Annotated in this window: 22 protein-coding genes and 1 other annotated feature; all 22 genes read right to left on the reverse strand. The window is 40.5% G+C overall.

Annotation, left to right across the window (positions count from 1 at the left end):
• Positions 1-10: 10 nt before the first annotated feature.
• The 22 genes from HMPREF2701_RS08080 to mutM all read right to left on the reverse strand — a co-directional run bounded on the left by HMPREF2701_RS08080 (position 11) and on the right by mutM (position 24561).
• On the reverse strand, positions 11-1336 hold the full coding sequence (locus tag HMPREF2701_RS08080) for a glycosyltransferase family 4 protein (RefSeq protein WP_070482721.1): 1326 nt from the start codon (positions 1334-1336) through the stop codon (positions 11-13).
• A gap of 15 nt (positions 1337-1351) precedes the next feature.
• On the reverse strand, positions 1352-2395 hold the full coding sequence (cpoA, locus tag HMPREF2701_RS08085) for an alpha-galactosylglucosyldiacylglycerol synthase (RefSeq protein WP_070482726.1): 1044 nt from the start codon (positions 2393-2395) through the stop codon (positions 1352-1354).
• Between the two features lie 115 nt (positions 2396-2510).
• Positions 2511-2840, reverse strand: a complete 330-nt coding sequence (locus tag HMPREF2701_RS08090) for a metal-sulfur cluster assembly factor (protein WP_000331925.1) — start codon at positions 2838-2840, stop codon at positions 2511-2513.
• 14 nt (positions 2841-2854) lie between these two features.
• Positions 2855-3964: an RNA polymerase sigma factor RpoD gene (gene rpoD / locus HMPREF2701_RS08095; protein ID WP_004259586.1), complete on the reverse strand. Its 1110-nt coding sequence runs from the start codon at positions 3962-3964 to the stop codon at positions 2855-2857.
• Positions 3965-3966: 2 nt separating this feature from the next.
• Positions 3967-5727, reverse strand: coding sequence for a DNA primase (gene dnaG, locus HMPREF2701_RS08100; RefSeq protein ID WP_070482728.1), 1761 nt, complete (start codon positions 5725-5727; stop codon positions 3967-3969).
• An 89-nt stretch (positions 5728-5816) separates the two neighbouring features.
• On the reverse strand, positions 5817-6575 hold the full coding sequence (locus tag HMPREF2701_RS08105; RefSeq protein ID WP_070482730.1) for an ABC transporter ATP-binding protein: 759 nt from the start codon (positions 6573-6575) through the stop codon (positions 5817-5819).
• Positions 6572-7438, reverse strand: coding sequence for an ABC transporter permease (locus HMPREF2701_RS08110; RefSeq protein WP_031237057.1), 867 nt, complete (start codon positions 7436-7438; stop codon positions 6572-6574). Before HMPREF2701_RS08110 ends, HMPREF2701_RS08105 begins: the two co-directional genes overlap by 4 nt.
• A gap of 75 nt (positions 7439-7513) precedes the next feature.
• Complete coding sequence (gene trpX, locus HMPREF2701_RS08115; RefSeq protein WP_004259575.1) at positions 7514-8509, reverse strand: tryptophan ABC transporter substrate-binding protein; 996 nt, start codon at positions 8507-8509, stop codon at positions 7514-7516.
• A gap of 265 nt (positions 8510-8774) precedes the next feature.
• Positions 8775-8992 (reverse strand) — a binding site (T-box leader).
• A 96-nt stretch (positions 8993-9088) separates the two neighbouring features.
• The gene (ppc, locus tag HMPREF2701_RS08120; protein WP_049491794.1) at positions 9089-11785 is read right to left on the reverse strand and encodes a phosphoenolpyruvate carboxylase; all 2697 of its coding nucleotides are present in this window, start codon (positions 11783-11785) and stop codon (positions 9089-9091) included.
• Between the two features lie 24 nt (positions 11786-11809).
• On the reverse strand, positions 11810-13033 hold the full coding sequence (ftsW, locus tag HMPREF2701_RS08125; protein ID WP_049488741.1) for a cell division peptidoglycan polymerase FtsW: 1224 nt from the start codon (positions 13031-13033) through the stop codon (positions 11810-11812).
• A gap of 160 nt (positions 13034-13193) precedes the next feature.
• Positions 13194-14132: a peptidylprolyl isomerase PrsA gene (prsA, locus tag HMPREF2701_RS08130; protein WP_049488739.1), complete on the reverse strand. Its 939-nt coding sequence runs from the start codon at positions 14130-14132 to the stop codon at positions 13194-13196.
• A gap of 66 nt (positions 14133-14198) precedes the next feature.
• Positions 14199-14912 carry an O-methyltransferase gene (locus HMPREF2701_RS08135; RefSeq protein ID WP_083281756.1) on the reverse strand — a complete coding sequence of 238 codons (714 nt, stop codon included), beginning with the start codon at positions 14910-14912 and terminating at the stop codon, positions 14199-14201.
• Between the two features lies 1 nt (position 14913).
• Entirely contained in the window at positions 14914-16716 is a 1803-nt protein-coding gene (pepF, locus tag HMPREF2701_RS08140; protein ID WP_061589916.1) for an oligoendopeptidase F, read from the reverse strand.
• 18 nt (positions 16717-16734) lie between these two features.
• Positions 16735-17688, reverse strand: coding sequence for a competence protein CoiA (locus HMPREF2701_RS08145; protein ID WP_061589917.1), 954 nt, complete (start codon positions 17686-17688; stop codon positions 16735-16737).
• A 73-nt stretch (positions 17689-17761) separates the two neighbouring features.
• Positions 17762-18622: an SAM-dependent methyltransferase TehB gene (tehB, locus tag HMPREF2701_RS08150; RefSeq protein ID WP_061589918.1), complete on the reverse strand. Its 861-nt coding sequence runs from the start codon at positions 18620-18622 to the stop codon at positions 17762-17764.
• A gap of 15 nt (positions 18623-18637) precedes the next feature.
• Entirely contained in the window at positions 18638-19105 is a 468-nt protein-coding gene (smpB, locus tag HMPREF2701_RS08155; RefSeq protein WP_001051750.1) for an SsrA-binding protein SmpB, read from the reverse strand.
• Positions 19068-21422, reverse strand: a complete 2355-nt coding sequence (rnr, locus tag HMPREF2701_RS08160; RefSeq protein WP_061589919.1) for a ribonuclease R — start codon at positions 21420-21422, stop codon at positions 19068-19070. Before rnr ends, smpB begins: the two co-directional genes overlap by 38 nt.
• Positions 21423-21523: 101 nt before the next feature.
• Entirely contained in the window at positions 21524-21757 is a 234-nt protein-coding gene (gene secG, locus HMPREF2701_RS08165) for a preprotein translocase subunit SecG (protein ID WP_000282517.1), read from the reverse strand.
• A gap of 39 nt (positions 21758-21796) precedes the next feature.
• Positions 21797-21946, reverse strand: coding sequence for a 50S ribosomal protein L33 (gene rpmG, locus HMPREF2701_RS08170; protein ID WP_001809104.1), 150 nt, complete (start codon positions 21944-21946; stop codon positions 21797-21799).
• Entirely contained in the window at positions 21946-23145 is a 1200-nt protein-coding gene (locus HMPREF2701_RS08175) for a multidrug efflux MFS transporter PmrA (protein ID WP_061589920.1), read from the reverse strand. Before HMPREF2701_RS08175 ends, rpmG begins: the two co-directional genes overlap by 1 nt.
• Complete coding sequence (coaE, locus tag HMPREF2701_RS08180) at positions 23132-23737, reverse strand: dephospho-CoA kinase (protein ID WP_061589921.1); 606 nt, start codon at positions 23735-23737, stop codon at positions 23132-23134. The genes HMPREF2701_RS08175 and coaE overlap by 14 nt, the downstream gene beginning before the upstream one ends.
• On the reverse strand, positions 23737-24561 hold the full coding sequence (gene mutM / locus HMPREF2701_RS08185; protein WP_070482732.1) for a DNA-formamidopyrimidine glycosylase: 825 nt from the start codon (positions 24559-24561) through the stop codon (positions 23737-23739). The genes coaE and mutM overlap by 1 nt, the downstream gene beginning before the upstream one ends.
• Between the last annotated feature and the right edge of the window lies 1 nt (position 24562).

Consider the following 24562-nt stretch of genomic DNA (forward strand, 5'->3'; position numbering starts at 1 on the left):
ATTCCTCTTTCTATTCTTCATGGTCTTTCCAATAATCTCTTATGCTGATTAACTGTGTTTTTGAAGCCTTCAGCATGCGTCTAGAGCCTTTTACGGGCACAGCAACCACCTGTTGCGGTAAATACAAAACTGTCTTAAAGATACGCTGGCTGACCGTATCATCTTTGGCTAAATCTTTCTGGAAATTATTTGAAATAATGGCATCCAAATAAAATTCATGCACTCGTTTTCCAAAATTCTCAGCTGAAATCTCGTACAATTTAGCTGATAAGGTATGCTCATTCATATCTGGCGTTGCAATCAGGGCTTCTAAAATGGCCCCAGCTAAATCATGTTCACCATAGTACAAGGTTCCAAACATCTTATCGTTGATGAGATTGTCCAAATAAGGATTTCCGTGAGCAATGACAGGTGTTCCACTGGCTAAGCTTTCCAAGTATGTCAAACCTTGCGTCTCACTTGTCGATGCCGAGATGAAGAAATCTGCCGCCTTATAGTAAAGAGCTGTCTCACTAGGAGCAATCATTCCTGTAAAGATAACCGAGTCTTGAATCTCTAATTTCTGCGCTTGCTCTTTGAGGTCATTCAGATAAGGGCCATCCCCGGCAACTACCAGTTTAACCTTGTCTTCCTCTTTCAGAACTTCTGCAAAAGCTGCTAATACTGCTTGAATATTTTTTTCATAAGAAATTCTGGAAAGACTCAGCAACATCTGTTCGTCCTCTTGAATCCCTAATTTACTACGCAGTTCTTTTAGATTTTCTTGCTTGATTTCTGGACGCTCAAACTTGGCTAATTCAATCCCAGTTGGAATGACCCTTTTTTCAACCTTGACCTTATAGTCAGATAGCAAGTCACGGACAATCTCACTCGGACAAATCACCCCATCCACGTCATGCAGGAAACCTCTGACCAGATACTTGACCATGCTAGGACGAATCAACATCCCCTTGGCAATATAATGCACATAGTCTTCATACTGGGTGTGATAGGTATGAATAACGGGAATCTTCAATTCACGCGCAATCCAAATCCCCAACAGGCCAAGAGAAAATTCTGTCTGAGTGTGAATAATATCTAGCTGATACTGTTTGGCAATTTCAAGCGCCTTGCTAAAACCTCGGTAGGCAAAGCGACGATCCTTAAAAGCAAAAAATGGAACACTTGGAATGCGGATAATTTGCCAATCTTCATAGCGATTGACATCCTTATCTGTCGTCGTAAAGATAAAAACTGCATGTCCTTGCTTTTCAAGTTCTGTTTTCAAGGTCCGAATACTGGTCGCAACACCTGAAACCTGAGGAAAATAGGTATCTGTAAATAAACCAATTCGCATAGATTACCTCACTTTTTACTTTCTCCCTAAAGCGGCTTGTTTCTCATAAAAGTCCAACCAGATTTGTAACAGATGCTCTTCTGAATACTCTCTAGAAATATTCTTAGCTTTTTCTTTCAAATCTTTTAAAGCAGCAGGATTCGCTTGATATTCCAGAATAGCTTCTTTCATCTCTTCTCTGTCTGCTGTAGCCCGATAATTTCCCTCCAAAATCACCTTATAAAGATCCAAATCACGCAACATAATAGGAGCTTCACAACTAGCAGCTTCTAGGATAGTCATAGGAAAGAGTTCATTGTAACTAGGCAACAAGAAAAGGTCCGCTAGGGCATACAATTCGCGCATCCGCTCTGGCGATACAATACCTGGAAAAATCAAATTTTTAGGGGGATTTTCCATGATTTTCTTGTAGCGTTCATAACCATCTGTCATACCACCAAAAGAGAAACCACCTGCCCAGATAAAGGTAATTTGCGGCAATTCCTCAGCCAGACGGATAAAATCGTCAATCCCTTTGCGTTTCTGAACTTGACCAGCACCTACTACGATAAACTGATTGTCACTAAGACCTAGCTCTGTACGCAGTCTCGCTACCTCTTCCTGTGGAAGCGGATGCCATTTTTCCTTGTTGACAAAGTTAGGGATATAGGTCACTTTTTCACGTGGAATACCAGCTGCCACCAAATCCTCGATAAACATAGGATTGACCACCACCAAGTGCTCCATCCGGTTGTAAAAAGAAAATACATAGCGTTTCACAATTCCCTTTAAGAAAAATGGAATTTTCAAACTCCCCTCAAGTGTATCAGGCAAGAAATGCACATAGCCAATTTTCCTTCCTGAGCGTTTCTTTTGGAATGTTGATAAATAATAGGGGAAATCAATTGTATGAAAGTGAGTCACATCTGCCTCGATTGGAAGATTTTCTGTAACAATCAATTGGTCCTTGGCATCACGGTGAAGAAGACGAACTAATTCACGGTAGGCACCTGAAACTCCTTGTCCTGCTACTTTCTCACTTGAACTCAACATATTGATGCGTAATTTCTTTTTTTCCATAACTACTATTATATCATTTTCTTTGAATAAAATCAGCAAAAGAAAGGAGAGACTAGAGGAAAAGAAGAGGAAATTTCCTCGCTTTTCCAATAATCTCTCACATGCTTTTATTTGTTTACTTAATGCCTAGGGCAATGCGTGCATAGCGACTCATTTTTTCAACAGTCCAGGCTGGATACCAAACTAATTTGACCTCAGTATCCGTTACTTCTGGCACCTCTGTCATGGCATCATAAATCTGGTCTGTCAAAAGATCTGCCAGGGGACAACCCATAGTTGTCAACGTCATATCAATCTCTGTTTGCCCTGTGTCGCCGTCAAAACGAATCTCATAAATCAAACCAAGATTGACAATATCGATTCCCAACTCAGGGTCAATCACTTCTTCCAAGGCTGATAAAATTCGTGTTTTGATATTTTCAATTTGCTCTTCTGTATAAGCCATATTCATCCTCACTCTTAGTCTTCAATAAAATCACGAAGCGGTTTGCTGCGACTTGGTTGGCGTAGTTTTCTCAAAGCTTTAGCTTCAATCTGACGGATACGCTCGCGAGTCACGTTAAAGACTTTACCAACATCTTCAAGGGTACGCATTTTACCATCATCTAGCCCAAAACGCAGACGCAAAACATTTTCTTCACGGTCTGTAAGAGTATCCAAGACCTCATCCAACTGCTCACGCAAGACAATACGAGTTGTATAGTCCACTGGATTTTCAATCACTTCATCTTCGATAAAGTCCCCAAGGTGGCTATCATCCTCTTCACCGATTGGAGTTTCAAGGGATACCGGTTCTTGGGCAATCTTCAAGATTTCACGAACCTTATCAGGTGTCATATCCATTCGTTCAGCGATTTGTTCTGGTGTTGGATCTTGCCCCAATTCTTGAAGGAGATTACGCTGTTCACGAACCAATTTATTGATGGTTTCAACCATGTGAACAGGGATACGGATGGTACGAGCTTGGTCCGCAATAGCACGAGTGATAGCCTGACGAATCCACCAAGTTGCGTAAGTTGAGAACTTAAATCCTTTAGAATAGTCAAACTTGTCAACCGCCTTCATCAAGCCCATGTTCCCTTCTTGAATCAAGTCAAGGAACTGCATACCACGGCCGACATAGCGTTTAGCAATGGAAACAACCAAACGAAGGTTGGCTTCAGCAAGACGTTGTTTGGCTTCGATATCACCAGCTTCAACAGCCAGTGCCAATTCTTTTTCCTCTTCATTGGTCAAGAGAGGAACGACCCCGATTTCTTTCAAGTACATACGAACAGGGTCATTGACCTTAGCCGAAGTTGATCCAATCAAGTCCTCATCGCTGAGTTCTGGCTCTTCTTCTGCACTAAGCACACGCGCACTTGGGTTTCCTTCGTTATCTGTGATTGAAATTCCTGCATCCTGGATTCGTTGCAAAAGATCTTCAATCCCATCAGCATCCAAGGTAAAAGGAATAACTAGACTAGCATTGATTTCATCGTCTGTTGCTGTCCCTTTTTGTTTATGATTACGTATAAATTCTGCTACTTGTACGTCAAATGTTGTTACTTCTTTTTGTTTTGTTGCCATTATTACTCCATTCTTCTCTTTTGGGAAATTAAACGTTCCAATTCTTCTAAGGCTGTATCGGTATCACCTACATGGCTAGCTTCCTGCACCTTCTTTTTGATTCTCATATTGTCCTGATTCAAGAGAGCCTTATTTCGAGTCATTTCTACTTCACTTAGTTCCTGCGGAGACATCTCAGCAGGCAAATCCTGAGCTAAGACTTGGTACCAAGCTCTTTCAACTTCCTCTGTCTGTTCTGATAAAACTTCTGGAGGAAGATTGCCATACTGACCAAGCAAGTCATATAAGACCTGAAATTCAGGTGTGTCAAATGCAAAGTCTTCTCTCAAACGGTAATCATTCAAAACAAGAGGGGATTCCATCATTCGATAAAGTAGATGGGCTTCTGCCCTCATAATAGCCGATAACTGCTTGGTAACAGGCATGGTGATTGGCGTCGGTCTGGAAATTCCTTCCATGCGATTCTGCCTTTGTGCCTGACGACTCTCATTCACAATCTGCTCAATCTGGGCATAATCAAAAGACGCCAGACTATCAGCTAAAATATGAATATAACTGTTTTGAGCAGTGATAGACTTTTCTTGAACAATCAAGGGAGCCATTTTTTCAATAAACTCAATCTGGGCCTGCAGATTTTCACTATTTTCAGGCTTGTACTGGTGAATGTAAAACTCAATCGGACTAATACGAGTTTTCGTTAATAGATAGGCCAAGTCTTCTGGACCATTTTTTTGTAGATACTCATCTGGATCCAAGTTATCAGGCATGCTGACGATCTGCACAGGCATATCGCCAATTTCATCCAAGGCTTTCAATGTCGCAGCTTGCCCAGCCTTATCGCCATCGTAAACAAGAACCAACTTCTTGGTTAACCTTTTCAGATGCTCAACATGCTCACGACTCAAGGCCGTTCCCATAGACGCCACAGCACTTTCGATTCCAGCCCGATAGGCTGCAATGACATCCATGAATCCTTCCATGAGGTAAATCTCACTAGCTTTACCAGAAGATTTTTTTGCCCTATCCATATGATATAATTCGTAACTTTTGTTAAAAATTGCAGTCGATCGGCTATTTTTATACTTAGAAGTTTGTGAATCCGTTTTCTGCCAGATACGACCTGAGAAGGCAATGACCTTTCCCTGATCATTGGTCAAGGGAAACATAATCCGATTGTGAAAGGTGTCTACAAATTGATTAGCATCAGAGAGATAAAACAGGCCTGAATCCAGAAAATCCTCTTCACGATACTGACCAGACAAACGTTGATAGAGATAGTTATGTTCTGGAGGTGCTAAACCAATCCGAAAATGTTTAAGCACTTCATCTGTCAAACCACGCTGATAAAGGTAATTTCTGGCCTCTTCTCCCATAGTCGTTGTCATGAGAATAGCATGGTAAAATTTGGCAGCATCTTCGTGCATATCATAAAGAGCTTGGTGGGGTGAAGCTGGCTTCTGTTCACTATAAAGCGGTTTTTCCACCTCTATCCCGACACGCTGACCTAAGATTTGGACAGCCTCCATAAAGGGAACCCCTTGGTACTCCTCGATGAACTTAAAGACATCACCTGAGCGACCACAACCAAAACAGTGGTAAAACTGCTTATCCTCAACAACGTTGAAAGAAGGTGTTTTTTCACCATGAAAAGGACAGAGCCCTAGATAGTTCCGTCCTGCCTTTTGTAAAGAAATCACATCTCCTATGACTTCCACAATGTTGGCATTGTTTTTGATTTCTTCAATGACTTGTTTGTCAACCATACACAATACCTCCATGTTATCATAGTTTACTTTATATAGTATACTTTATTTCAGAAAAAAAGTAAACCATTTCACTCATTTTCCCAACTTTATTCAAAGAGCTGATAATAATCAGAGATTTTCATTTTTGCTTTTTCTTCTTGTTTCAAGTCTTGGATGATACGACCTTCCTTCATAACAATCAAGCGATTGCCATATTTGAGAGCATCTTCCATATGATGAGTAATCATAAGGGCTGTCAACTGATCTTTCTTGACAAATTCATCTGTCAATTCCATCAAAGCAACACTTGTCTTTGGATCAAGGGCTGCAGTATGCTCATCTAACAAGAGTAATTCAGGACGCTTCAAGGTTGCCATCAAAAGACTCAAGGCCTGTCTTTGTCCACCTGATAAGAACTCAATCGGTGTATTCAAGTGTTTCTCAAGACCGTTTCCCACTTTTTCAATAGTTGCCTGAAACTCATCCTTGTAGCTAGCCAGAAGTCTCGGAAACAGTCCACGATTTTCACCACGAAACTTGGCAATCAAAAGATTTTCAGCCACCGTCATACGGGGAGCTGTCCCCATCTTGGGATCTTGGAAGACACGAGACAGATACTTAGCCCGCTTCTCTGGTGAAAACTTAGTAACATCCTCACCCAAGATACGAATAGTTCCACTGCTTAATGACAAGGTTCCTGCAATAGTGTTAAAGAGAGTTGATTTCCCAGCTCCATTTCCACCTAAAATCGTGATGAAATCCTGTTCAAAAATTTCTAAGGAAACATCATTTAAAATAATCTTTTCTTCATCAAAGCCATTTTTAACGACTTTGGTTGCATTTTTTAATTCTACAATGGCTGTCATTTGCTTAACTTGGCTCCTTTCAAGATTGTTTGCTTAAATGTAGGAATCATGAGGCAGACTGCTAAAATTACGGCGCTGTACAAACGAAGGTAACTTGTATTAAAGCCAAGCGCGATAACTGCCCACACTAAGAATTGATAGGCGATAGAACCTACAACGATGGCAACCAGACGTTCTGCCAAGCTCAAACTCTTGAAGATAACTTCTCCAATAATCAAACTTGCAAGACCTACAACGATAACCCCGATTCCTCGAGACACATCAGCATAGCCTTCTTGCTGGGCAATGAGGGCACCTGCAAGGGCAATCACACCATTTGATAAGACCAAGCCCATGAGCTCCATGCGTCCAGTATGAATCCCAAAACTTCTAGCCATATCAGGATTGTCACCTGTAGCAATATAGGCTTGTCCAAGTTTGGTGTCCAAGAAAAAGAGCATGAGAGCAATGACAAGACTGACAAAGATAAGACCTGTCAAGAGTTGATTCAAATCCGAATCAAAAGGTAAGACATCCTGAATTTGCTTGGTTCCAAGCAGTCCTAAGTTTGCACGTCCCATAATCAAGAGCATGATAGAGTGACAGGAAGTCATCACCAAAATCCCTGAGAGCAAGGTTGGGATCTTCCCTTTTGTATAAAGAAGTCCTGCTGCCATCCCAGCCAAACAACCTGCTCCTACAGCAACAAGAGTCGCTAAAAATGGGTTCACTCCTTTAGTTATCAAAGTGACAGCAACAGCTCCCCCAAGAGGGAAGGAACCTTCTGTTGTCATATCTGGAAAGTTCAAAATCCTAAATGTCATAAAGATCCCCAGACCTAAAATGGCCCAGACAAATCCTTGAGAAATAATAGATAATATCATCTGTTTCTTAACCTTTTCTATATGATTTCTATTGTAAAAAATTGGAGGAGATGTCCCCAACTCCTCCATTACAGATTATTCAATCACTTGTCCTGCTTCTTTTAGAACAGATTCAGGAATCGTAATACCTAATTCTTGTGCCAATTTTTTGTTAATTACTGACTTACCAGTTGAAAATACATTGACTGGAGTATCAGCTGGTTTTGCACCTTTCAAAACTTGTGCAATCATTTTACCTGTTGCCACACCGAGATCATGTTGATCAACTACAACGGATGCCAAACCACCTGCTTCTACCATGGCAGTTGCGCTTGGGTAGATTGGTTTTTTAGCTGATTGGTTGCTTGATACAACAGTTGAGAAGGCTGAAGCAATAGTGTTATCGATTGGAACCCAGATAGCATCAACCTTGCTAGTCATAACATTAACTGTTGAAGCAATTTCATTTGTTGAAGGAACTGCAAATGTTTCTACTGTCAAACCTGCTTTTTCAGCATAAGCCTTAAATTCTTCTACCTGAGTTTTTGAATTGTCTTCGCTGCTTGAGTAAAGAGCTCCGATTGTTTTCACATTTGGTGTCAAAGCCTTGATGAGTTCAACTTGTTGTTGAGCTGGATTGTGGTCAGATACCCCTGTGATGTTGCCACCTGGTTTTTTCAAATCTTTAACCAAGTTCGCACCGATTGGGTCTGTAATAGCAGCCATGATAACCGGTAGGTCTTTTGTGGCACTAGCCAAGCCTTGAGCAGCTGGTGTTGCAATCCCTACTACTAGGTCATTCCCATTTGCAACCAATTGTTTACTCATTGTCGCAACCTTACTTTGGTCACCTTCTGAGTTCATAAAATCGATTTTAAGTTGATCATCTTTATAACCTTCTTCTGCAAGTCCATCTTGGATTCCCTTATAAATCAAGTCAAGAGATGGATGGCTTACAAACTGAAGGACACCAACTTTGGCAACTTTCTTTTCATTTTTAGCTTCTGGTTTATTCATTGAAGAGTAAATCAAACTTCCTGCTACTAAGACTGCTAATGCAGCGATAATTCCAATTAAACGTTTATTTTTCATTCTATTTCTCCTTTTCATTCTTTTAAAATACTTCACTTATCTAATACTCTTCGAAAATCTCTTCAAACCACGTCAACGTCGCCTTGCCGTAGGTATATGGTACTGACTCTATCAGTTCTATCCACAACCTCAAAACAGTGTTTTGAGCAGCTTGCGACTAGCTTCCTAGTTTGCTTTTTGATTTTCATTGAGTATAAACAAGTGACGCCATCGTTTTCTTTCCATACTAACCTCCATCAAAAAAGTCCTCACACAAAAAAACTTGTGTGAGGACGTCGATGCGCGGTACCACCTCAATTATAGGGAATTTCCCTATCGCTCTGTCTCGCAATAACGAGATGCACTGTAAGGTGTGCTCACCGAATTTTTATGATTTCAAATTCTAAATAACATTCAGCCCAATTTTCATCATCATCACTTATCTGTTTTCAGCTACCACAGACTCTCTAAAAAGTTTATATGATTACTTTTCTGAATGGTTAAATTATATCATTTTTCAACTACTTGTCAAGACTCTTTTAGCATTTTTTTGAAAGATTCAAAAACTTCCCCTATAGAAAAGAGGAAGTTTGATAGGTATCAGCCTGAATTACGCAATCCTGTCGCAATTCCATTGATAGTTGTATGGATTAATTTTTCTTGATCGCTTGATAATTCTCCTCGACGTTGACGTTTAATCAACTCCAACTGGATATAGTTGAGGATATTAAAGTAAGGCATACGGTAATCCAAACTTGCTTTTAGATATGGATTTTCAGCCAAGAGTTCATCATATCCTTCGATAGCCAAGATGACTTCCTTGGTAACTTGCCATTCATTTAGAATAGTCTCATAGATTGCTTTGACTTCTTCATCCTCACACAGTTTGGCATATTCAAAAGCAATATTCATATTTGATTTTGACAAGACCATGTCGACATTTGAAAGAAGCGATTGGAAGAAAGGCCAGTTTTGATACATATCTCGTAAGATAGCGATATTCTCTGGATTTTTATCGATAAATTCCTTGAAGCTTGAACCAACCCCATACCAGCCAGGGAACATGACACGACTTTGCGACCATGAGAATACCCAAGGGATAGCTCGCAAACCACCGATTTCAGTAATAGTCTTACGAGCGGCTGGACGTGAACCAATGTTAAAGCTTGAAATAGCCTTGATTGGACTTGACTCGAAGAAATAATCATAAAAATGATCATTCCCAAAGACCAAATCACGGTAGATATCGTAACTACGGTCCACTACTTGGTCCATAATAGCTTCATAACGATTTGAGGTATTGGTATCACTCTTCTTCTGAGTAATCATACGGTTAATGGCTGCAGATACTAACATTTCAAGGTTATAGTAAGCTGCGTCTTTATTACCGTATTTATTCCCAATTACTTCACCCTGCTCCGTCAAGCGGATACGATCTTTGATAGACTTGAGCGGTTGAGATGTGATGGCTTCATAGGTTGGTCCACCACCACGACCGACAGTACCACCGCGACCATGGAAGAAGGTAACCTTAACGCCAAATTCATCTCCGATAGCAGTCAATTGTTGTTGAGCCTTGTAGAGGGTCCAACATGATGATAGGTAACCACCATCTTTATTACTGTCAGAGTAGCCCAACATGATTTCTTGATAGTTATTGCGTGAAGCAATCCATTTCTTGGCCAGAGGAAGAGAAAGATATTCTCTCATGGTTTCTTCTGAGTGGTCCAAATCCTCAATTGTTTCAAAGAGAGGAACAATTTGGACCCGGGCTCTTTCTTTATCAACTAACCCTACTTCTTTTAGCAAGATAGCCAATTCCAACATGTCTGATACGCTGGTTGCATGTGAAATGATAGTCTGACGAATGACATCATCTCCCAACTTATCTTTCAACTTACGAGCAGCCTTAAAGATTGCTAATTCTTTTTCAAGTAACTCTGATTTTTCAACGTGAGTGGCAGAAAGAATACGTGGATCTTCTTCCAATTCTTTCAAAAGAAGCTGGCATTTTTCTTCTTCACTGAGTTCGCTATAATGAGAATGAATACCTGCTGATTTCAAGAGTTCGGCCACACAAGCTTCATGAACACTAGAATCTTGACGCATGTCAATAGATGCCAAATAAAAGCCAAAAATTTCAACTGCCTGAATCAGCTCAACAAAATCACCAGAAATCAGTGCTTCACCCTTGTTTTCCAAGAGGGAATCACGAATGGTAATTAAATCCTTATAAAAATCATTAGCTGTTTCATAGCGAGCTCCAACTTCCTTATCCTCAATCAAATAAGCTTTTGTCGCTTGGATTTTTGATTGAATATCAAACAAGGCACGACGGTATAGCTCTTTTTCACGATAAATAGAATTATCCTTAGACTGACGAGCCATTTCTCTGACTTGCTTGCTCACATTGACAATACTGGTTGAGAGAGAGAACTCACGATAAAGTTGGTAAATTTTTTCATCATAGTAGTTCATGATGACTTCACACTGAGTCATAGCAGATTGTTTCAAGGTGTCTGCTGTAACAAAAGGATTCCCATCACGGTCTCCACCAATCCACATACCCATGGTAATTGGTTTTGGATGTTTCAACTCCAAGCCATGTTTTTTAGCCAGACGTTTGTACTCAGCAGTCAAATGAGGAACTGCCTTCAGGAATGAACTATTGTAGTATTCCATAACATTCGTGATTTCATTGGTTACTTTCAATTTCTTTTCACGAATCATGTCTGTTTGCATGATAATCTCAATGTAACGACGGAGATCATTATGCCATTTTTCCTTATTAATCAAGCCTAATTTCACATCACGGTACTTACGCAAAAGGGTATGGATATGGTTTGTCAAATCCAACATACTCTTACGTTGTACTTGTGTTGGATGGGCAGTCAAAACAGGGACAACATTCAAATGTTCTAGAATTTCAACCGCATTTTCTTTTTCTGCAACCATTTTGATCGTTGCTGATAATTTCCCAAGATAATCTTGATCGATGTTATTTTGATGGTTGATTTCATAGGCTAAATCCACGTCTTCTGAAATATTAATCAAAAGAGGCAAGATAGAGAAATAGCGTGAAATATAAGCCATTTCATCATTTGTCAGACTAGTAACCAATTGGTTCAAGCCCTGATAATCTTCTTGAGTTGATAATTCTTTCAACTGCATGATTTTTTCAAAAGTCTCTGGGGCAAGCATATTTTTAGTGATATCTTCTAACAATTCTGTTAAAATCAATACTTCTTCTTGCACGACAGCTTTATTACTATAGTTTTCTAATTTTTGAAGAGACATAGGTAATCCTTTCCACTATCAACTCTACATATAGTTTGATGAGTGAGTTTCTAACTCCTCATATAATTGGGCACGTTTTTCACTTGCATCAATATTTAAGACAAAAGCAATGGCTACAGACAAGACTAGGAGACTGTTCCCTCCTTGTGATAAGAAGGGGAAGGTTACTCCTGTCGAAGGAATAATGCCAGAAATTCCACCGATATTGACAAATACCTGTACCAGCATCATCCCCCCAACCCCAATCGCCATCATGGAATTAAAGGGATTCTTAGCACGAATACCGACTAGGATAATTCGTAAAATCAGGAAAAAGACAAGGGCTAAAATCAAGCTGGCTCCCACAAATCCAAACTCTTCAATAACAATTGAAAATACAAAGTCTGTATGGGCCTCTGGTAAATAACCACGTTTTTCGATTGAATTTCCTAAGCCTAGACCAAACCACCCACCATTTACCATGGCAAAGTAGGAATTTGCAAGTTGGTGACCTGACCCTGCCAAATCGGCAAAGGGATTAAAGTAGGCACTGAAACGCTTAGCAACGTAACCAAATACTGGAACTTTTGAAAACTTATCAACCCCGATCATAGAAATAGCTGATAAGGACAGGGCTGAAACTCCAAATAATACACCGATAAAGGCTATAAACCAACGATGAGCAATTCCACTAACTGTATACATAATCAAGGCGACCAGAGCTAGGATGGTCGCATTCCCCAAATCTGGGAAAATAGCTAAACTTCCTATCATGACTAGTAGGACGAAGCGCCAATCATTAAAAGCACGAGGAATCCATTGATTTTGAGTTAAAACTTGAAAATCGTAAATTCCAATTTCATCCTGTTGTTTTGAGAAACGTTGGGCCAAGTACCAGACGATGATAATCTTCAAATACTCAGCTGGCTGAATGGTCAAAGGTCCTACTGAAATCCAACCATAGGCTCCATTGACTGGCGTACCAATTAAGCGAGCCAGAGCCAAAAGAATCAGCTCAACAAACATAACAATAAATAGCAGTCGTTCTTTTCTTAAAAAATTCAGTTTCAGCTTATATATCAAGGCAATCAATATTAAACTAAGTATCCAAAACATTCCCTGACTTCGAACCAATTGGAGGGCACTTTTACCTTCTTCGATAAGAATGGCACTAGTTGTAGAATAAACTACAATCAAGCCCAAAATAGATAAAAGTAAGTAAGGAACTAGAATAGAATAGTTTAACAGGTGCCTCTTACTAATCTTCATAGTATCACCAATCTAATGAGAACAAAAGAAATTATTCCCAAATTCCGTTTATTTTCTAGTTTTGATTGCTATTATACCATTTTTTCCGAAAGAAAAAAACTCTTACCCTTAAGATAATAGATTTTCTCATAAGAAAAAGAGCGCTTGGCTCTTTTCTGTTTTATTCTTTTGAAGAACTGCTTGAGCTTGAATCTCCACCACCGATATATTGGGTAAAGATATTTTGGAAGGCTTGGTCTTTAACCTTGATGTTGGCAGCCTGCAATTCTTTTCCGACAATACTTTGAACAAATGATGCATCATTTTGTTTTTGAGTCAAGATAACAGTTTTCAATTTTTCTTTGTAGTCATCGATATTAGATGACTTTTCTGTTTTCTTAATGAGTTTTACAATGTAATACTGACTGCTGTATGCTTGAGTACCAGTAGCTGTAATGACATCAGAAATGCCATTAACATCCAAGGCAAAAGCTGCTTTCTTAACTGGATCTGGTACTTCTGTTGAAGCTGAATCAAAAGTGATTTCACCACCGTTAGCTTTAGTTTTCTCATCAGTTGAGTTATCTTTAGCTAATTGAGCAAAATCTGCGCCACTTGCCTTAGCTTTTTCGAGTACTTCTTTCGCTTTATCCTCATTATCGAGACGAATAATTTGAGCAGTTACGTCCGGAGTATAGCTCTCAAATGCTTTCTTATACGCTTCATCAGTTAATTCAGCTTCTGCAGCCTTTTTAACTGCAAATTCAACTAATTTACTTGTACGAATTTGTGCTTTACGTGTTTCAAGAGTCATACCTGATTGTGATAAGACACGTTGGTAATTCTCACCATATTGTTTTTCTTCTCCAGAAATGATATCATCGATTTCTTTGTCATCTACTTCTGAGCCATATTGCTTCTCAAATACTTTTTGGATGGTCATATTCAACAAGACTTGTTGGGCTGAAGGATTGATTTTCACTTGCTCATAAAATTGATGTTCTGTGATGACATCCCCTTTCATGCTGATAAGATCTGCTCCTTCTGAACCTTTGGAACAAGCTGCTAATGTTGCTACTGATAATAATGTAATGGCACCTGCCAATAGTTTTTTCTTCATGTCTACTCCTTTGAGATAAGTGTTACCCTATCTATTTTACTATATTTTCTTAAATTTTTCTGAAAATCATTCGCTGTCAGGCAATTGAACATCTGCTACATTTTTACGAAGCATGAGAATACCGTCCCCCAGAGGTACTAATGTTGCGGTGAGTCCTAGATTGTCTAAGGTTGCATCAAATAGTCTTTGAAGTCCTCTGTAAATAGTTCGCTGACCACGACGGACTTCCATAATATCCTTGGCAACATCACCACCTTGGAAAATATCATCCAAAACAACCACACCACCGACTTCCAAATGTTTGAGGATTTCTGGCAGAAAGACGATGTATTTAGACTTGGCTGAATCCATAAAGACGAAATCATAGGACTCTGTCAAGGTAGATAAGACATCTACCGCATCTCCTTCTAGGAGCGTAATTTGCTTGCGACTGTCAAACTGGGCGAAATTTTCCTTGGCAAATCCAATCATTTCTGGATTGCGGTCAATGGTTGTAATCTTAGCATTTGGCGCATGTTCAGCCATCAAGAGGGCTGAAAAACCGATAGCCGTCCCAATTTCCAGAATATTTTTAGGCCGCATGGTTTCCATGAGAAAACGGAAATAAGCAACCGTTTCATGAGGAATAATGGGAATATTTTCCTTGCGAGCAAAGTCTTCCAATTCTTTCAAAGATCCTGTGACTTGCTTTTGACGCTGACGCATCAAGTCTACAATTTCTTCTTTGACGACAGGACGACGCATGTTATGGTTGGCATTTTTACTATACGATTCAACCATCTTATGCCAATCCCAATTTTTCAACAAGGGCTTCAAACTCATTTAAGCGACGTTCAAAGACTGCAAAGGCATCGTTTAGGTAATCTTCCTTCTCCATATCAACACCAGCTTTTCTCATGACATTAAGTGGATAGTCAGACTTACCTGCCTTGAGGTAGTCGATATAGCGGTCACGGTCTTCTTGACTACCATGCACAATCTTTTCAGCCAAGGCTGAGGCTGCTGCAAAGCCAGTTGAATATTGGTATACATAGTAGTTATAGTAGAAGTGTGGAATGCGTGCCCACTCGTACTGGATTTCAGGATTGTCTTCCTTACTCAAACCATAATACTCTTGGTTCAAGTCTGCGTAGAGTTTATTTAAGAAATCACTTGTCAAGACTTCACCATTTTGATCCGCTTGGTGAATGGCGTGTTCAAACTCAGCAAATTGAGTTTGGCGGAAAACTGTTCCACGGAAACCATCTAGGAAGTTATTGAGAATAGCAAAGCGCGTTGCGTCGTCTTCCACTTCTTCCAATAATTTCTCCGTCAAGATATTTTCATTGGTCGTTGATGCAATCTCTGCCAAGAAGATAGAATAATCTCCGTAAACATAAGGTTGAGTTTCACGAGTATAGCTTGAGTGCATACTATGACCTGTTTCATGAACAAGAGTAAAGAGATTGTCTAGATTGTCCTGCCAGTTAAGAAGCATAAAGGCATTGGTATCATAAGAACCACCTGAGTAGGCACCTGAACGCTTGCCTTGGTTTTCGTAAACATCAATCCAACGATCGCTGAAGGCACGTTTAACACGACTCAAGTAATCCTCACCCAAGACTGCCAAGGCTTCTTCGGCCTTTTTCAAAGCTTCCTCGTAAGTAAAACTATATTCAACAGATGAAAGCGGTGTGTAGACATCGTACATCTTAAGGTCTGAAATTCCCAAAATCTTTGAACGAAGTTCAAGGTAACGATGCAAGAGTGGCAAATGCTTGCGAACTGCTGCTACCAAATTGTCATAAACACTTTCTGGAACAAAATTTGCTGCGAGGGCTGCATGACGAGCACTCTTGTAGTTGCGAACTTTGGCTCGGTAGTTTTGTACTTTAACATTGGTTTGTAAAGTTTTAGCATAGGTGTGTTGGAATTGCTCATAAGTTGCATAAAGGGCTTGATAGGCACCACGACGAACCTCACGGTTTTTAGACTCCATCAAGCGTGTGTAAGTCCCATGAGATAGCTGAACTTCCTTACCATCATCGTCGAGGACATAAGGGAACACAATATCCGCATTGTCCAAGATAGCGAAGGTTTCACTTGCCGAACCAAAGATTTCCCCAGCTCCAGCTAATAATTCTTCTTCACGTTGTGAAAGAACGTGTTCCTTGCCTTGTAAAAGCTTGTCAAAATAGTGTTGATAAACCTGCAATTTTGGTTGAACTTCTAAAAAGTCAGCATACTGCTTTTCGCTAATATCCATAAATTCAGGTTCATAGAATGAAAAAGCTTGGTCTAGCTGGCTATAGAGAGTCATTGCCTTAGCATAGTACTCTTGGTACTTGGCTTCACGTGTGTCTTGGTCATTCTTCATATGAGCATAAACGTAAAGCTTCTCCATTTGGCGTTCCATTTCAAGAGAAAATTCAGTAATTTCTAGTAGGCTATCCGCACTATCCAAGAGATGGCCTTCATACTGGGCTACTTTCTCCAATTGTTCCGTTAAATCTTTTAAGGCTTCTTCCCAAGCCTGGTCAGTTGGGTAAATCGTTGATAGATCCCATGTATCTTTTTCATTTATTTCATTTCTTTGTAATACCATTAGATTCCTCCATCCTTTCTATTCTACCATATTTTTCAAGAAATATTGCTGATAAAAGGCTGGTGGATAGAGCTTTTGCCAATCATTTTGAGGATTTTGTTGGTAATAGGTTTGAAAATACTGATAATAGCAAATCAAATCTTGCTTAATCTGGCAAAACTCACCTACTAGTGGTCGAATTTGTGGATACCATTCTTTCAGCCCATAAGTCAGGATATTATCTCCCTTTTCATAAGCTTCTGCTTGTTCTTTCATCCAAATAGGATTTTGGTAATAGAGTTGCTGTCGGATATAGCGACAGATGTCCTTATCCTCAGAAACTGTAAAATGAGATATTTTTTGTTTCTTATAAGGGAAACGCAATATTTCCAATAAACTAGCTTGACCATAGAGAAATTCCTTGATTTGATAATGGAGTTTACCGCGGAGATCTTGGTGAATCAGGTATTTGAGTCTTAAAACTTGTTTTTCACTGTCTAATTCCCAAACATAAAAGCCCACGTTTTGACTAAAATAGAGAAAACCTTCTTGCAGACGAGTCAAACGCTCCTTGAGCCAAAGTTTTTCTCCCAGTAACCACAGTACTTGGTAACCCTGACTACGATAGCCCTCGCTACGCTCTTTAAGAAGTTTCTGTGGCAAGGGACTACACTGAACCTCTAAAGCTAGGATGCCATTTACAAACACATCCGCAATCTGTTTAAGCTCTGGAAGCAGGTATTCTAATTGCACCTCTGCCTCTTTGTTCAACCAGTGATAAAGGACTTCCTTATTTTCCAAGTGTTCTTGACTTTCATTTTCAGAGGAAAAATCACAGTCTTTTAAGGTTTTGTGGGCAAAATGGGTCCGGACACTTGGTCCTTGACGCAAACGGAGCTGACCTCCACAAGCTGGGCAGGTGTATTCTTCCTTCTCAAGTTTATCCTCTAACACATTTACCAATTCTCCCCTAGCATCTCTCGCAACAAACATGATTTCCCTCCTTTTCTATATTATTCGTAAAAAAAGAAAAAAGATCAGGAAATTTCCTAATCTTCATTCATGTTCATTTGATTTTCTTAGCTAGCATGGTCGCAAAGCGTAGTTGAATACGATTGCCATTCTCATCGCGACGGTGAAGATGGCCTGGATTTTCATTGTACTTAATCAATTCCCAGTCCTTGTAGTAGTCTGCCAATTCTCCCTCTTTAAATGTGAATGGGAAGTTCACTGAGCAAGGATAATCTTCCGTATCCATGGCACAAACGATAAGATTATAACCACCGACCGTGGTATGCTCCTGCATATTTTTGATAATTGCAGGAATGCGGTCTGCTTGCAAAAACATCAAAACAACTGTCGATACGATGAAATCATACGCTTGCCCAATACTGGATGAATTGATATCGTAAAGGCCAACAGGCATATCCAGGTCTTCCTGCTCCACAATGCTTTGCAAGATTTCAAGAGATAATTCATTTTGATCCACAGCTGTCACATCAAAACCTTGCTGGGCTAGAAAGAGAGCATTACGGCCTTGACCACAGCCCAAATCTAAGGCTTTCCCTGGTTTTACTTTCTGCATAGCCTCTAGGACCTCTGAATGAACCGGATTGGTATTGTATTTTTTAGGGAAATAATCCTCAGGTTTACAATAAAATTCCAAATACCATTCTACATCGTCTGTAGCAGCCTCTACTCGGTGCCAGGCTTGTGGTTGTGCCATGGGATTGTCAGCCCCTGCTTCAAAGAGGTGCTCAGCTAAAACCTTACCATCCTCTGTCAATTCAATAAACTTGAGAGTTCCTTTTAAAACAGTAATCTTGCCCCAAGTCCCAACCTTGGTATTGTGCTTTTGCTGAACAGCCTCTGGCATGGTTTCTTTAGTCCACAAAGGCATACGTTTATAGGCAACTAGTTTTTCCATTTTCATTTCCTCTTTTTATCGCTGATTAACAGCTTTCATCACGCGCGCAATATCGCGATTCTGCTCACGACGTTTGATTGACTCCCGTTTATCATAGTCATGCTTCCCTTTAGCTAAACCTAAAAGGAGCTTGGCATATCCATCTTTGATATAAACTTTAAGAGGAACCAGGGTCATTCCTGTCCCTTTGGTCTCTTGTTCTAATTTTTGGATTTGCTTTTTATGGAGCAGGAGTTTGCGACGACGTTCTGGTTCCTGGTTCCAGATATTGCCCTCTTCGTAAGGAGCGATATGAACATTGCTCAACCAAACTTCTCCATTTTTTACTTGGGCAAAGCCATCCTTGAGATTGATTCGAGCTGCTCGTACACTCTTGATTTCAGTTCCAGTCAGGACCATCCCTGCCTCTAACGTATCTACGATAGTATAGTCGTGGCGTGCCTTTTTATTTTGTGCGACGACCTTTCCCTCGCCCTTTGCCATGCTTGGCTCCTTTCTTAGCTACTTCCTTGTAAAAATGTTTCTTGCCCTTTTTCTTCTTGTCTTTTTGTGAATGCTTGCGCTTATCATTTGAGCGTCCTGATTTTCTCTTATCTTCCTTCTTATCTGAACGACGACTTGAACCACGCCCTCTATCATTGCGACTAGACTGTTTCAAGCCTTTTTCAATCACATCAAATTCACTTGGAATATAAGAAAAGTCAATTTCGCCCGTCATCTTATCAGCTCTTTCAACCCGAATGCGAATCTGCTGTCCGACACGGAAGGTTGTTCCCGATTTCTCCCCACGAAGAGTCAAATCACGTTCGTTGAAATGATAAAATTCAGGTAAATTTGTGATGTGAATCAAGCCTTCAACTGTGTTTGGCAATTCAACAAAGAGACCAAACTTGACAATGCTGGATACAACCGCATCATACTCTTCACCCACGTATTCTTCCATGTACTCAGCCTTTTTCATGGCTTCGACTTCACGCTCAGCCTCAATGGCACGACGTTCACGGTTGGAAGACTGGGTCGCAATCTCTGGAATCACTTGCTCAAAATGCTCGGCTATTTCCTTAGAACGGCCGTAATCACGAATCATACGGTGAACAAGAAGGTCTGGATAACGACGAATCGGACTAGTAAAGTGAGTATAATAGTCAGCCGCTAATCCATAATGGCCGTGATTGTGCTCCGAATAGCGGGCCTGCTGCATAGAGCGAAGAAGCATCATGGACAATACATCTGCATAAGGTTCTCCCTCAACAGTACGCATGATGTCTTGAAGTGCCTCCTGGCTAATCTCACTAGCAGTCCCATAAATGCGCAATCCAAAACTTGAAGCATAATCAATAAACTTCTGAACTTTTTCAGCCTTAGGCTCCTCATGGATACGATAGATGAAAGGCAAATCCAGCTTGCTGAAATGCTCGGCAACTGTTTCGTTGGCTATCAACATGAAGGACTCAATCATGCGCTCGGCAACACCACGTTGACGAAGAACAATATCAACAGGCTTACCTTGTTTATCCACTAAAATCTTAGCTTCATTGGTATCGAAATTGAGGGCTCCACGTTTCACACGCATATTTTCTAAAATTTCATGGAGCTTGGCCATGAGTTCGATACTTGGAACAATTTTCTGATACTCTTGTCTCTTCTCCTCGTCACCTGCTAGGATATCATTGACATCGCTATAGGTCATACGAAAACTGGTCTTGATAACCGTTTGTGTGATAGTGTAGTTGACTACACGACCATGTTTATCAATCTCCATAATGGCAGACTGGGTCAAGCGGTCCACTTGCGGGTTAAGTGAGCAAATTCCATTTGATAGGCGTTCTGGAAGCATTGGAACCACACGGTCTGTTACATAGACTGAAGTCGCGCGGTTAAGGGCTTCCTTGTCAAGGGTAGAACCCTCAGTTACATAGTAGGAAACATCTGCGATGTGAACACCAAGCTCCAGATTTCCATTTTTCAAGGCCTTGATATGCACTGCATCGTCCAAGTCTTTGGCATCCGCACCGTCAATGGTAAAAGTAATTTCATCTCTCAAATCCAGACGGCCTTCCATATCCTTTTGAGACGGAGCATCCGGCACACTTTCTGCTTCCTTGACAACGGCTTCTGGAAATTCTGAGACAATGTCCATTGATTCCAAAACCTCAAGAACATCAATTCCGACATCCGTTGAATGCCCCACCACATCGAGGACACTAGCGACAAAGAAATCATGTTTCTTGCTTGGGTATTTATCGATAAAGACCTTGAGAACTTCTGTTCCCTCTAGTTTTAGAGCTGGTTTCTTAACGTAAATCGGTTGGTTGATTTTCTGATTTTTTGAACGGATGTAACCAGCATACTTGGGTTTTTCCTGATCTAGAACGATTTGGCCGACAACGGTTGTCAAGCTGTGTTCTAAGATATCAATAATTTTGGCTTCGGCTGCTGTTCCTTTATTTCGGTCAGCGACTTTCTTAATCACGACCTCAACGGTATCACCATCAATAGCATAGTTGACATCGTTTTTTCCTACAAAAAGGTCGTCCTCCTCGCCTTCCAGACTAACAAAGCCAAAGCCATTTTTATGAGCATGAAAAATCCCCTTGAGAGTAATCTCATGTTTTTTCTTAACTTCCAAAGTCAAAGTTCCATCTTCTTCAAAGCGTATCTGGTGCTTTCTTTCCATTAGGGACAAGGTTTTAATCAACTCACGAAAATCCTTGGAACCGTCTTTTTCCAAAGCCTGAGCCAAGTCATTGACAGTTACCTTTCCCTTATCTTGTAAATATTCTTTTATTCTATCTTTCATATTTTCTTTCTAGATTTTTTAATTTTCTTTTACTGCAAAACCTTCTTGCACATCCTTTAAAAATAAAAAGAGGCAAAGACCTAGTCCTGCCCATTATTTTCTTATCTACTTGATAATACCGTCAATGCTAAGGCAATGGCTAGCCAGAAAAAGACTAAAATCCCTGTCAAACGCTGCATTACAGCTTCAAAACCGCGTGCTTTACTGCGTTCAAACAAATCACCTGAGCTGGCATCAAATACATTGCTGGATTGGTTTTTGGTTGGTTGCATGAAAATCGCAATCACAATCACAACAGATAATACTAATAAAATGGTTAATAATAGGTTATACATATCAAACTCCTTAAAATCCCTATTATTTTACCATAAAATCTACTTAGATTCAAGATGTAGGGTTACTTTTCTTTCCTTGGGACAATACTTTAAAACCTCAATCTTGTCTGGATGGGTTTTTGAATTTTTACTAGTTAGGTAATTGATACTGCCACAAGAGGAGCATTTGAGATTAATTTTTACTCGCACTAGATTTCCTTTACTTTTAATAATGTTCGAAATTGAAGAAGGTTAAAGAGACAACTAAAGGCAACACAAAGGCTTGTCGCATAAAATACTGCATGGTAGCCAAATTGACCTGCTACTGCAGAACCTGCCATAGGCCCAACGACACCTCCCAGATAAAAGAATACCTGATTAAAGGCAAAGACCCTCGAAATACCGGCTTTGGGGGTCATTTTACTGAGAAGGGCATTAACGCCAGGTATCAGCGCACCGGTTCCCAATCCAAAGAGGAAACGATAAAGTCCTAGTTGAAGGGGGCTAGAGGCATTGGCACAAAGAAGATAGATGATGACTGAATAAAGCTGGGCTACAACCAAGAGGCGATGGTTGCCCACCTTGTCACCTAGCTTTCCCATGACTCCTGCACTCATCATACTGGAAAAGCCCATACTAGATACAATCAAACCAGAGACAAAAAGAAGATTCTCTGTCTGGCCTAAGTCGCGTACATACAGAGCTAAGATAGGGCCGATTGATTGGGCTGAAAATTGGATGACAAAACTAGTCAGAAAGAGGTTGACCAAGAGATAGGGATATTTAACTGATGTAAATAATTCCTTTGTTGGGATGGCCTTTTCCTTGGCTAGTGGTTGAAAATCTTCCTTGATAAAGCAAATAGTTAAAACAGCAGCTAAGAATAGAAAACTACCAACCAGTAAGAAAACTGTACGAATACCAAATAATTCTGCAATAAAGCCACCAATAAAGGGACCAGTTAGAGTGCCTGCAACTACGCCAGTAGACAAAGTTCCGAGAGCAGAGCCTGATTTCTCCTTGGGAACCTGACTAGCTATCAAGGCTGTGGCGTTAGGAACAAAACCTGCAAATACACCATTTAATAAACGAAGAAAGATTAACCAATAAATATTTGGCACAAAAGCCAAGCCTCCCATAGTAATGGTCATGGCCAGACCAGCACGAATCATCATGGGTTTTCGACCGTATTTATCAGCAAGGATGCCCCAGATAGGAGAGAAAATTGCCGCGGAAATAGCAGAGACAGAAATAGCTAAGCCTGCATAAAAAGCGACTTGCCCACTTCCTACACCTAGATTTTCCACAAAGATGGGCATAAAGGGCACAACCAAAGAAATACTGGCTCCAGTTAGAAAATTACCAAACCAGGCAATGCGCAGATTATCCTTCCAGTTAATCTCTGTCATCTTCGCTACCTCCCTCAAGCAGGGAGAACACCTGAGTAAGAAGCTGGTCCTGATTTCCATTGTTGTTTAAAACAAGGCTGGCCAAATCTTTCTTTTTCTCTAAAGGCCACTGGGCTGCCAGACGAAACTCAGCTTCATCTTTGGACAACTGATCCCTTTTCATTAAACGTTCCACTTGGACATCTCGGTCCACATAGACCAACCAAGTCTCATCAAACCAAGAGACGTAGTCCTGCTCAAAAAGTAGGGGAATATCCATGAAGAAAATCTCTTCTGTCTGAGCCAATTGGTCTCTTAATGTAGCTAGTTCCTCACGGATAATCTCTCCTTGGATTTGCTTAGACCATTCTCGTTCTTCAAGATTTGAAAAGATGAGACTAGCCAGGAGAGGGCGATTAAGTTCTCCGTTTTCAAGGATGATTTCTTGCCCAAAATGCTGGACTAGAGCCTGAAATAGACGACCACCAGGTTTCTGTAGTTGGTGAACAAGAGCGTCAGCATCCACCACTTGAAAGCCTTGCTTTCTTAGAAAATTTGTCACGGTTGACTTGCCAGAGGCAATTCCACCTGTGATTCCGATGATTTTTCCCATCAGCCCCTCCTTTGGCACTGAGGACAAAAGTGAGTTCCACGTCCGCCTAGTTGGATTTTTTCAATCACAGTGCCACAACGTGAACATTCTTGACCAGCCTTGTCATAGACCTGGTGAAAATCCTGCATAGTTCCATCTTCCCCAAAGGCATTGGTATAGGTTCGAATGGTGGAACCGCCTTTTTCAACAGCCTGTCCCAATACAGCAATGGTCTGGTCATGAATAGCTGTCGCTTCTGCTGCTGTCAACGTCTGGGAAGGTCTAGCCGGATGAACCTGAGCTCGCCAGAGAACCTCATCCACATAGATATTACCTAGTCCAGCTACCAAGGTCTGGTCTAGGAGATGGGATTTGATAGGCTTTTTGGACTTAGCTAGGGCAGTTTGAAAGACCTGCAAATCAAAGTCTTGTTCGCTTGGTTCAGGTCCTAGTTTTTTAGAAATAAAGTAGACTTCCAAAAGGTCAGGAGCCAAAAGTTCCATAGTACCAAACTTGCGAACATCCTCATAAACAAGCGTGCCACCATCTTCAAACTGAAAGAAAACATGGGCATGTTTTCGTTCAGGAACCTGGTCCGGATAGTAAAAATACTTGCCCTCCATCCGCAAATGGGAAATCAAGACCTTGTCTGTCAGGTAGAAAATCAAATATTTACCACGACGTCCCATTGACTCAACAATCTGACCAGGCACTTTCTTTTGAAACTCGTCCAAATCCGTCTTAATCATCTTGGGATAGCGAATTTCTACACTCGAAATCTTCTTACCCAGAATCAATTTTTCCAAGCCACGTCGAACGGTTTCAACCTCTGGTAATTCAGGCATA

Source organism: Streptococcus sp. HMSC077D04 (assembly GCF_001808785.1).
In the GTDB taxonomy this organism is placed as follows: Bacteria; Bacillota; Bacilli; order Lactobacillales; family Streptococcaceae; genus Streptococcus; species Streptococcus mitis_BX.

Coding starts and splice junctions, on each gene's coding strand:
- HMPREF2701_RS08080 (WP_070482721.1), bottom strand. CDS start 1,336: ATGCGAATTGGTTTATTTACAGATACCTATTTTCCTCAGGTTTCAGGT.
- cpoA (WP_070482726.1), bottom strand. CDS start 2,395: ATGGAAAAAAAGAAATTACGCATCAATATGTTGAGTTCAAGTGAGAAA.
- HMPREF2701_RS08090 (WP_000331925.1), bottom strand. CDS start 2,840: ATGGCTTATACAGAAGAGCAAATTGAAAATATCAAAACACGAATTTTA.
- rpoD (WP_004259586.1), bottom strand. CDS start 3,964: ATGGCAACAAAACAAAAAGAAGTAACAACATTTGACGTACAAGTAGCA.
- dnaG (WP_070482728.1), bottom strand. CDS start 5,727: ATGGTTGACAAACAAGTCATTGAAGAAATCAAAAACAATGCCAACATT.
- HMPREF2701_RS08105 (WP_070482730.1), bottom strand. CDS start 6,575: ATGACAGCCATTGTAGAATTAAAAAATGCAACCAAAGTCGTTAAAAAT.
- HMPREF2701_RS08110 (WP_031237057.1), bottom strand. CDS start 7,438: ATGATATTATCTATTATTTCTCAAGGATTTGTCTGGGCCATTTTAGGT.
- trpX (WP_004259575.1), bottom strand. CDS start 8,509: ATGAAAAATAAACGTTTAATTGGAATTATCGCTGCATTAGCAGTCTTA.
- ppc (WP_049491794.1), bottom strand. CDS start 11,785: ATGTCTCTTCAAAAATTAGAAAACTATAGTAATAAAGCTGTCGTGCAA.
- ftsW (WP_049488741.1), bottom strand. CDS start 13,033: ATGAAGATTAGTAAGAGGCACCTGTTAAACTATTCTATTCTAGTTCCT.
- prsA (WP_049488739.1), bottom strand. CDS start 14,132: ATGAAGAAAAAACTATTGGCAGGTGCCATTACATTATTATCAGTAGCA.
- HMPREF2701_RS08135 (WP_083281756.1), bottom strand. CDS start 14,912: ATGGTTGAATCGTATAGTAAAAATGCCAACCATAACATGCGTCGTCCT.
- pepF (WP_061589916.1), bottom strand. CDS start 16,716: ATGGTATTACAAAGAAATGAAATAAATGAAAAAGATACATGGGATCTA.
- HMPREF2701_RS08145 (WP_061589917.1), bottom strand. CDS start 17,688: ATGTTTGTTGCGAGAGATGCTAGGGGAGAATTGGTAAATGTGTTAGAG.
- tehB (WP_061589918.1), bottom strand. CDS start 18,622: ATGGAAAAACTAGTTGCCTATAAACGTATGCCTTTGTGGACTAAAGAA.
- smpB (WP_001051750.1), bottom strand. CDS start 19,105: ATGGCAAAGGGCGAGGGAAAGGTCGTCGCACAAAATAAAAAGGCACGC.
- rnr (WP_061589919.1), bottom strand. CDS start 21,422: ATGAAAGATAGAATAAAAGAATATTTACAAGATAAGGGAAAGGTAACT.
- secG (WP_000282517.1), bottom strand. CDS start 21,757: ATGTATAACCTATTATTAACCATTTTATTAGTATTATCTGTTGTGATT.
- HMPREF2701_RS08175 (WP_061589920.1), bottom strand. CDS start 23,145: ATGACAGAGATTAACTGGAAGGATAATCTGCGCATTGCCTGGTTTGGT.
- coaE (WP_061589921.1), bottom strand. CDS start 23,737: ATGGGAAAAATCATCGGAATCACAGGTGGAATTGCCTCTGGCAAGTCA.
- mutM (WP_070482732.1), bottom strand. CDS start 24,561: ATGCCTGAATTACCAGAGGTTGAAACCGTTCGACGTGGCTTGGAAAAA.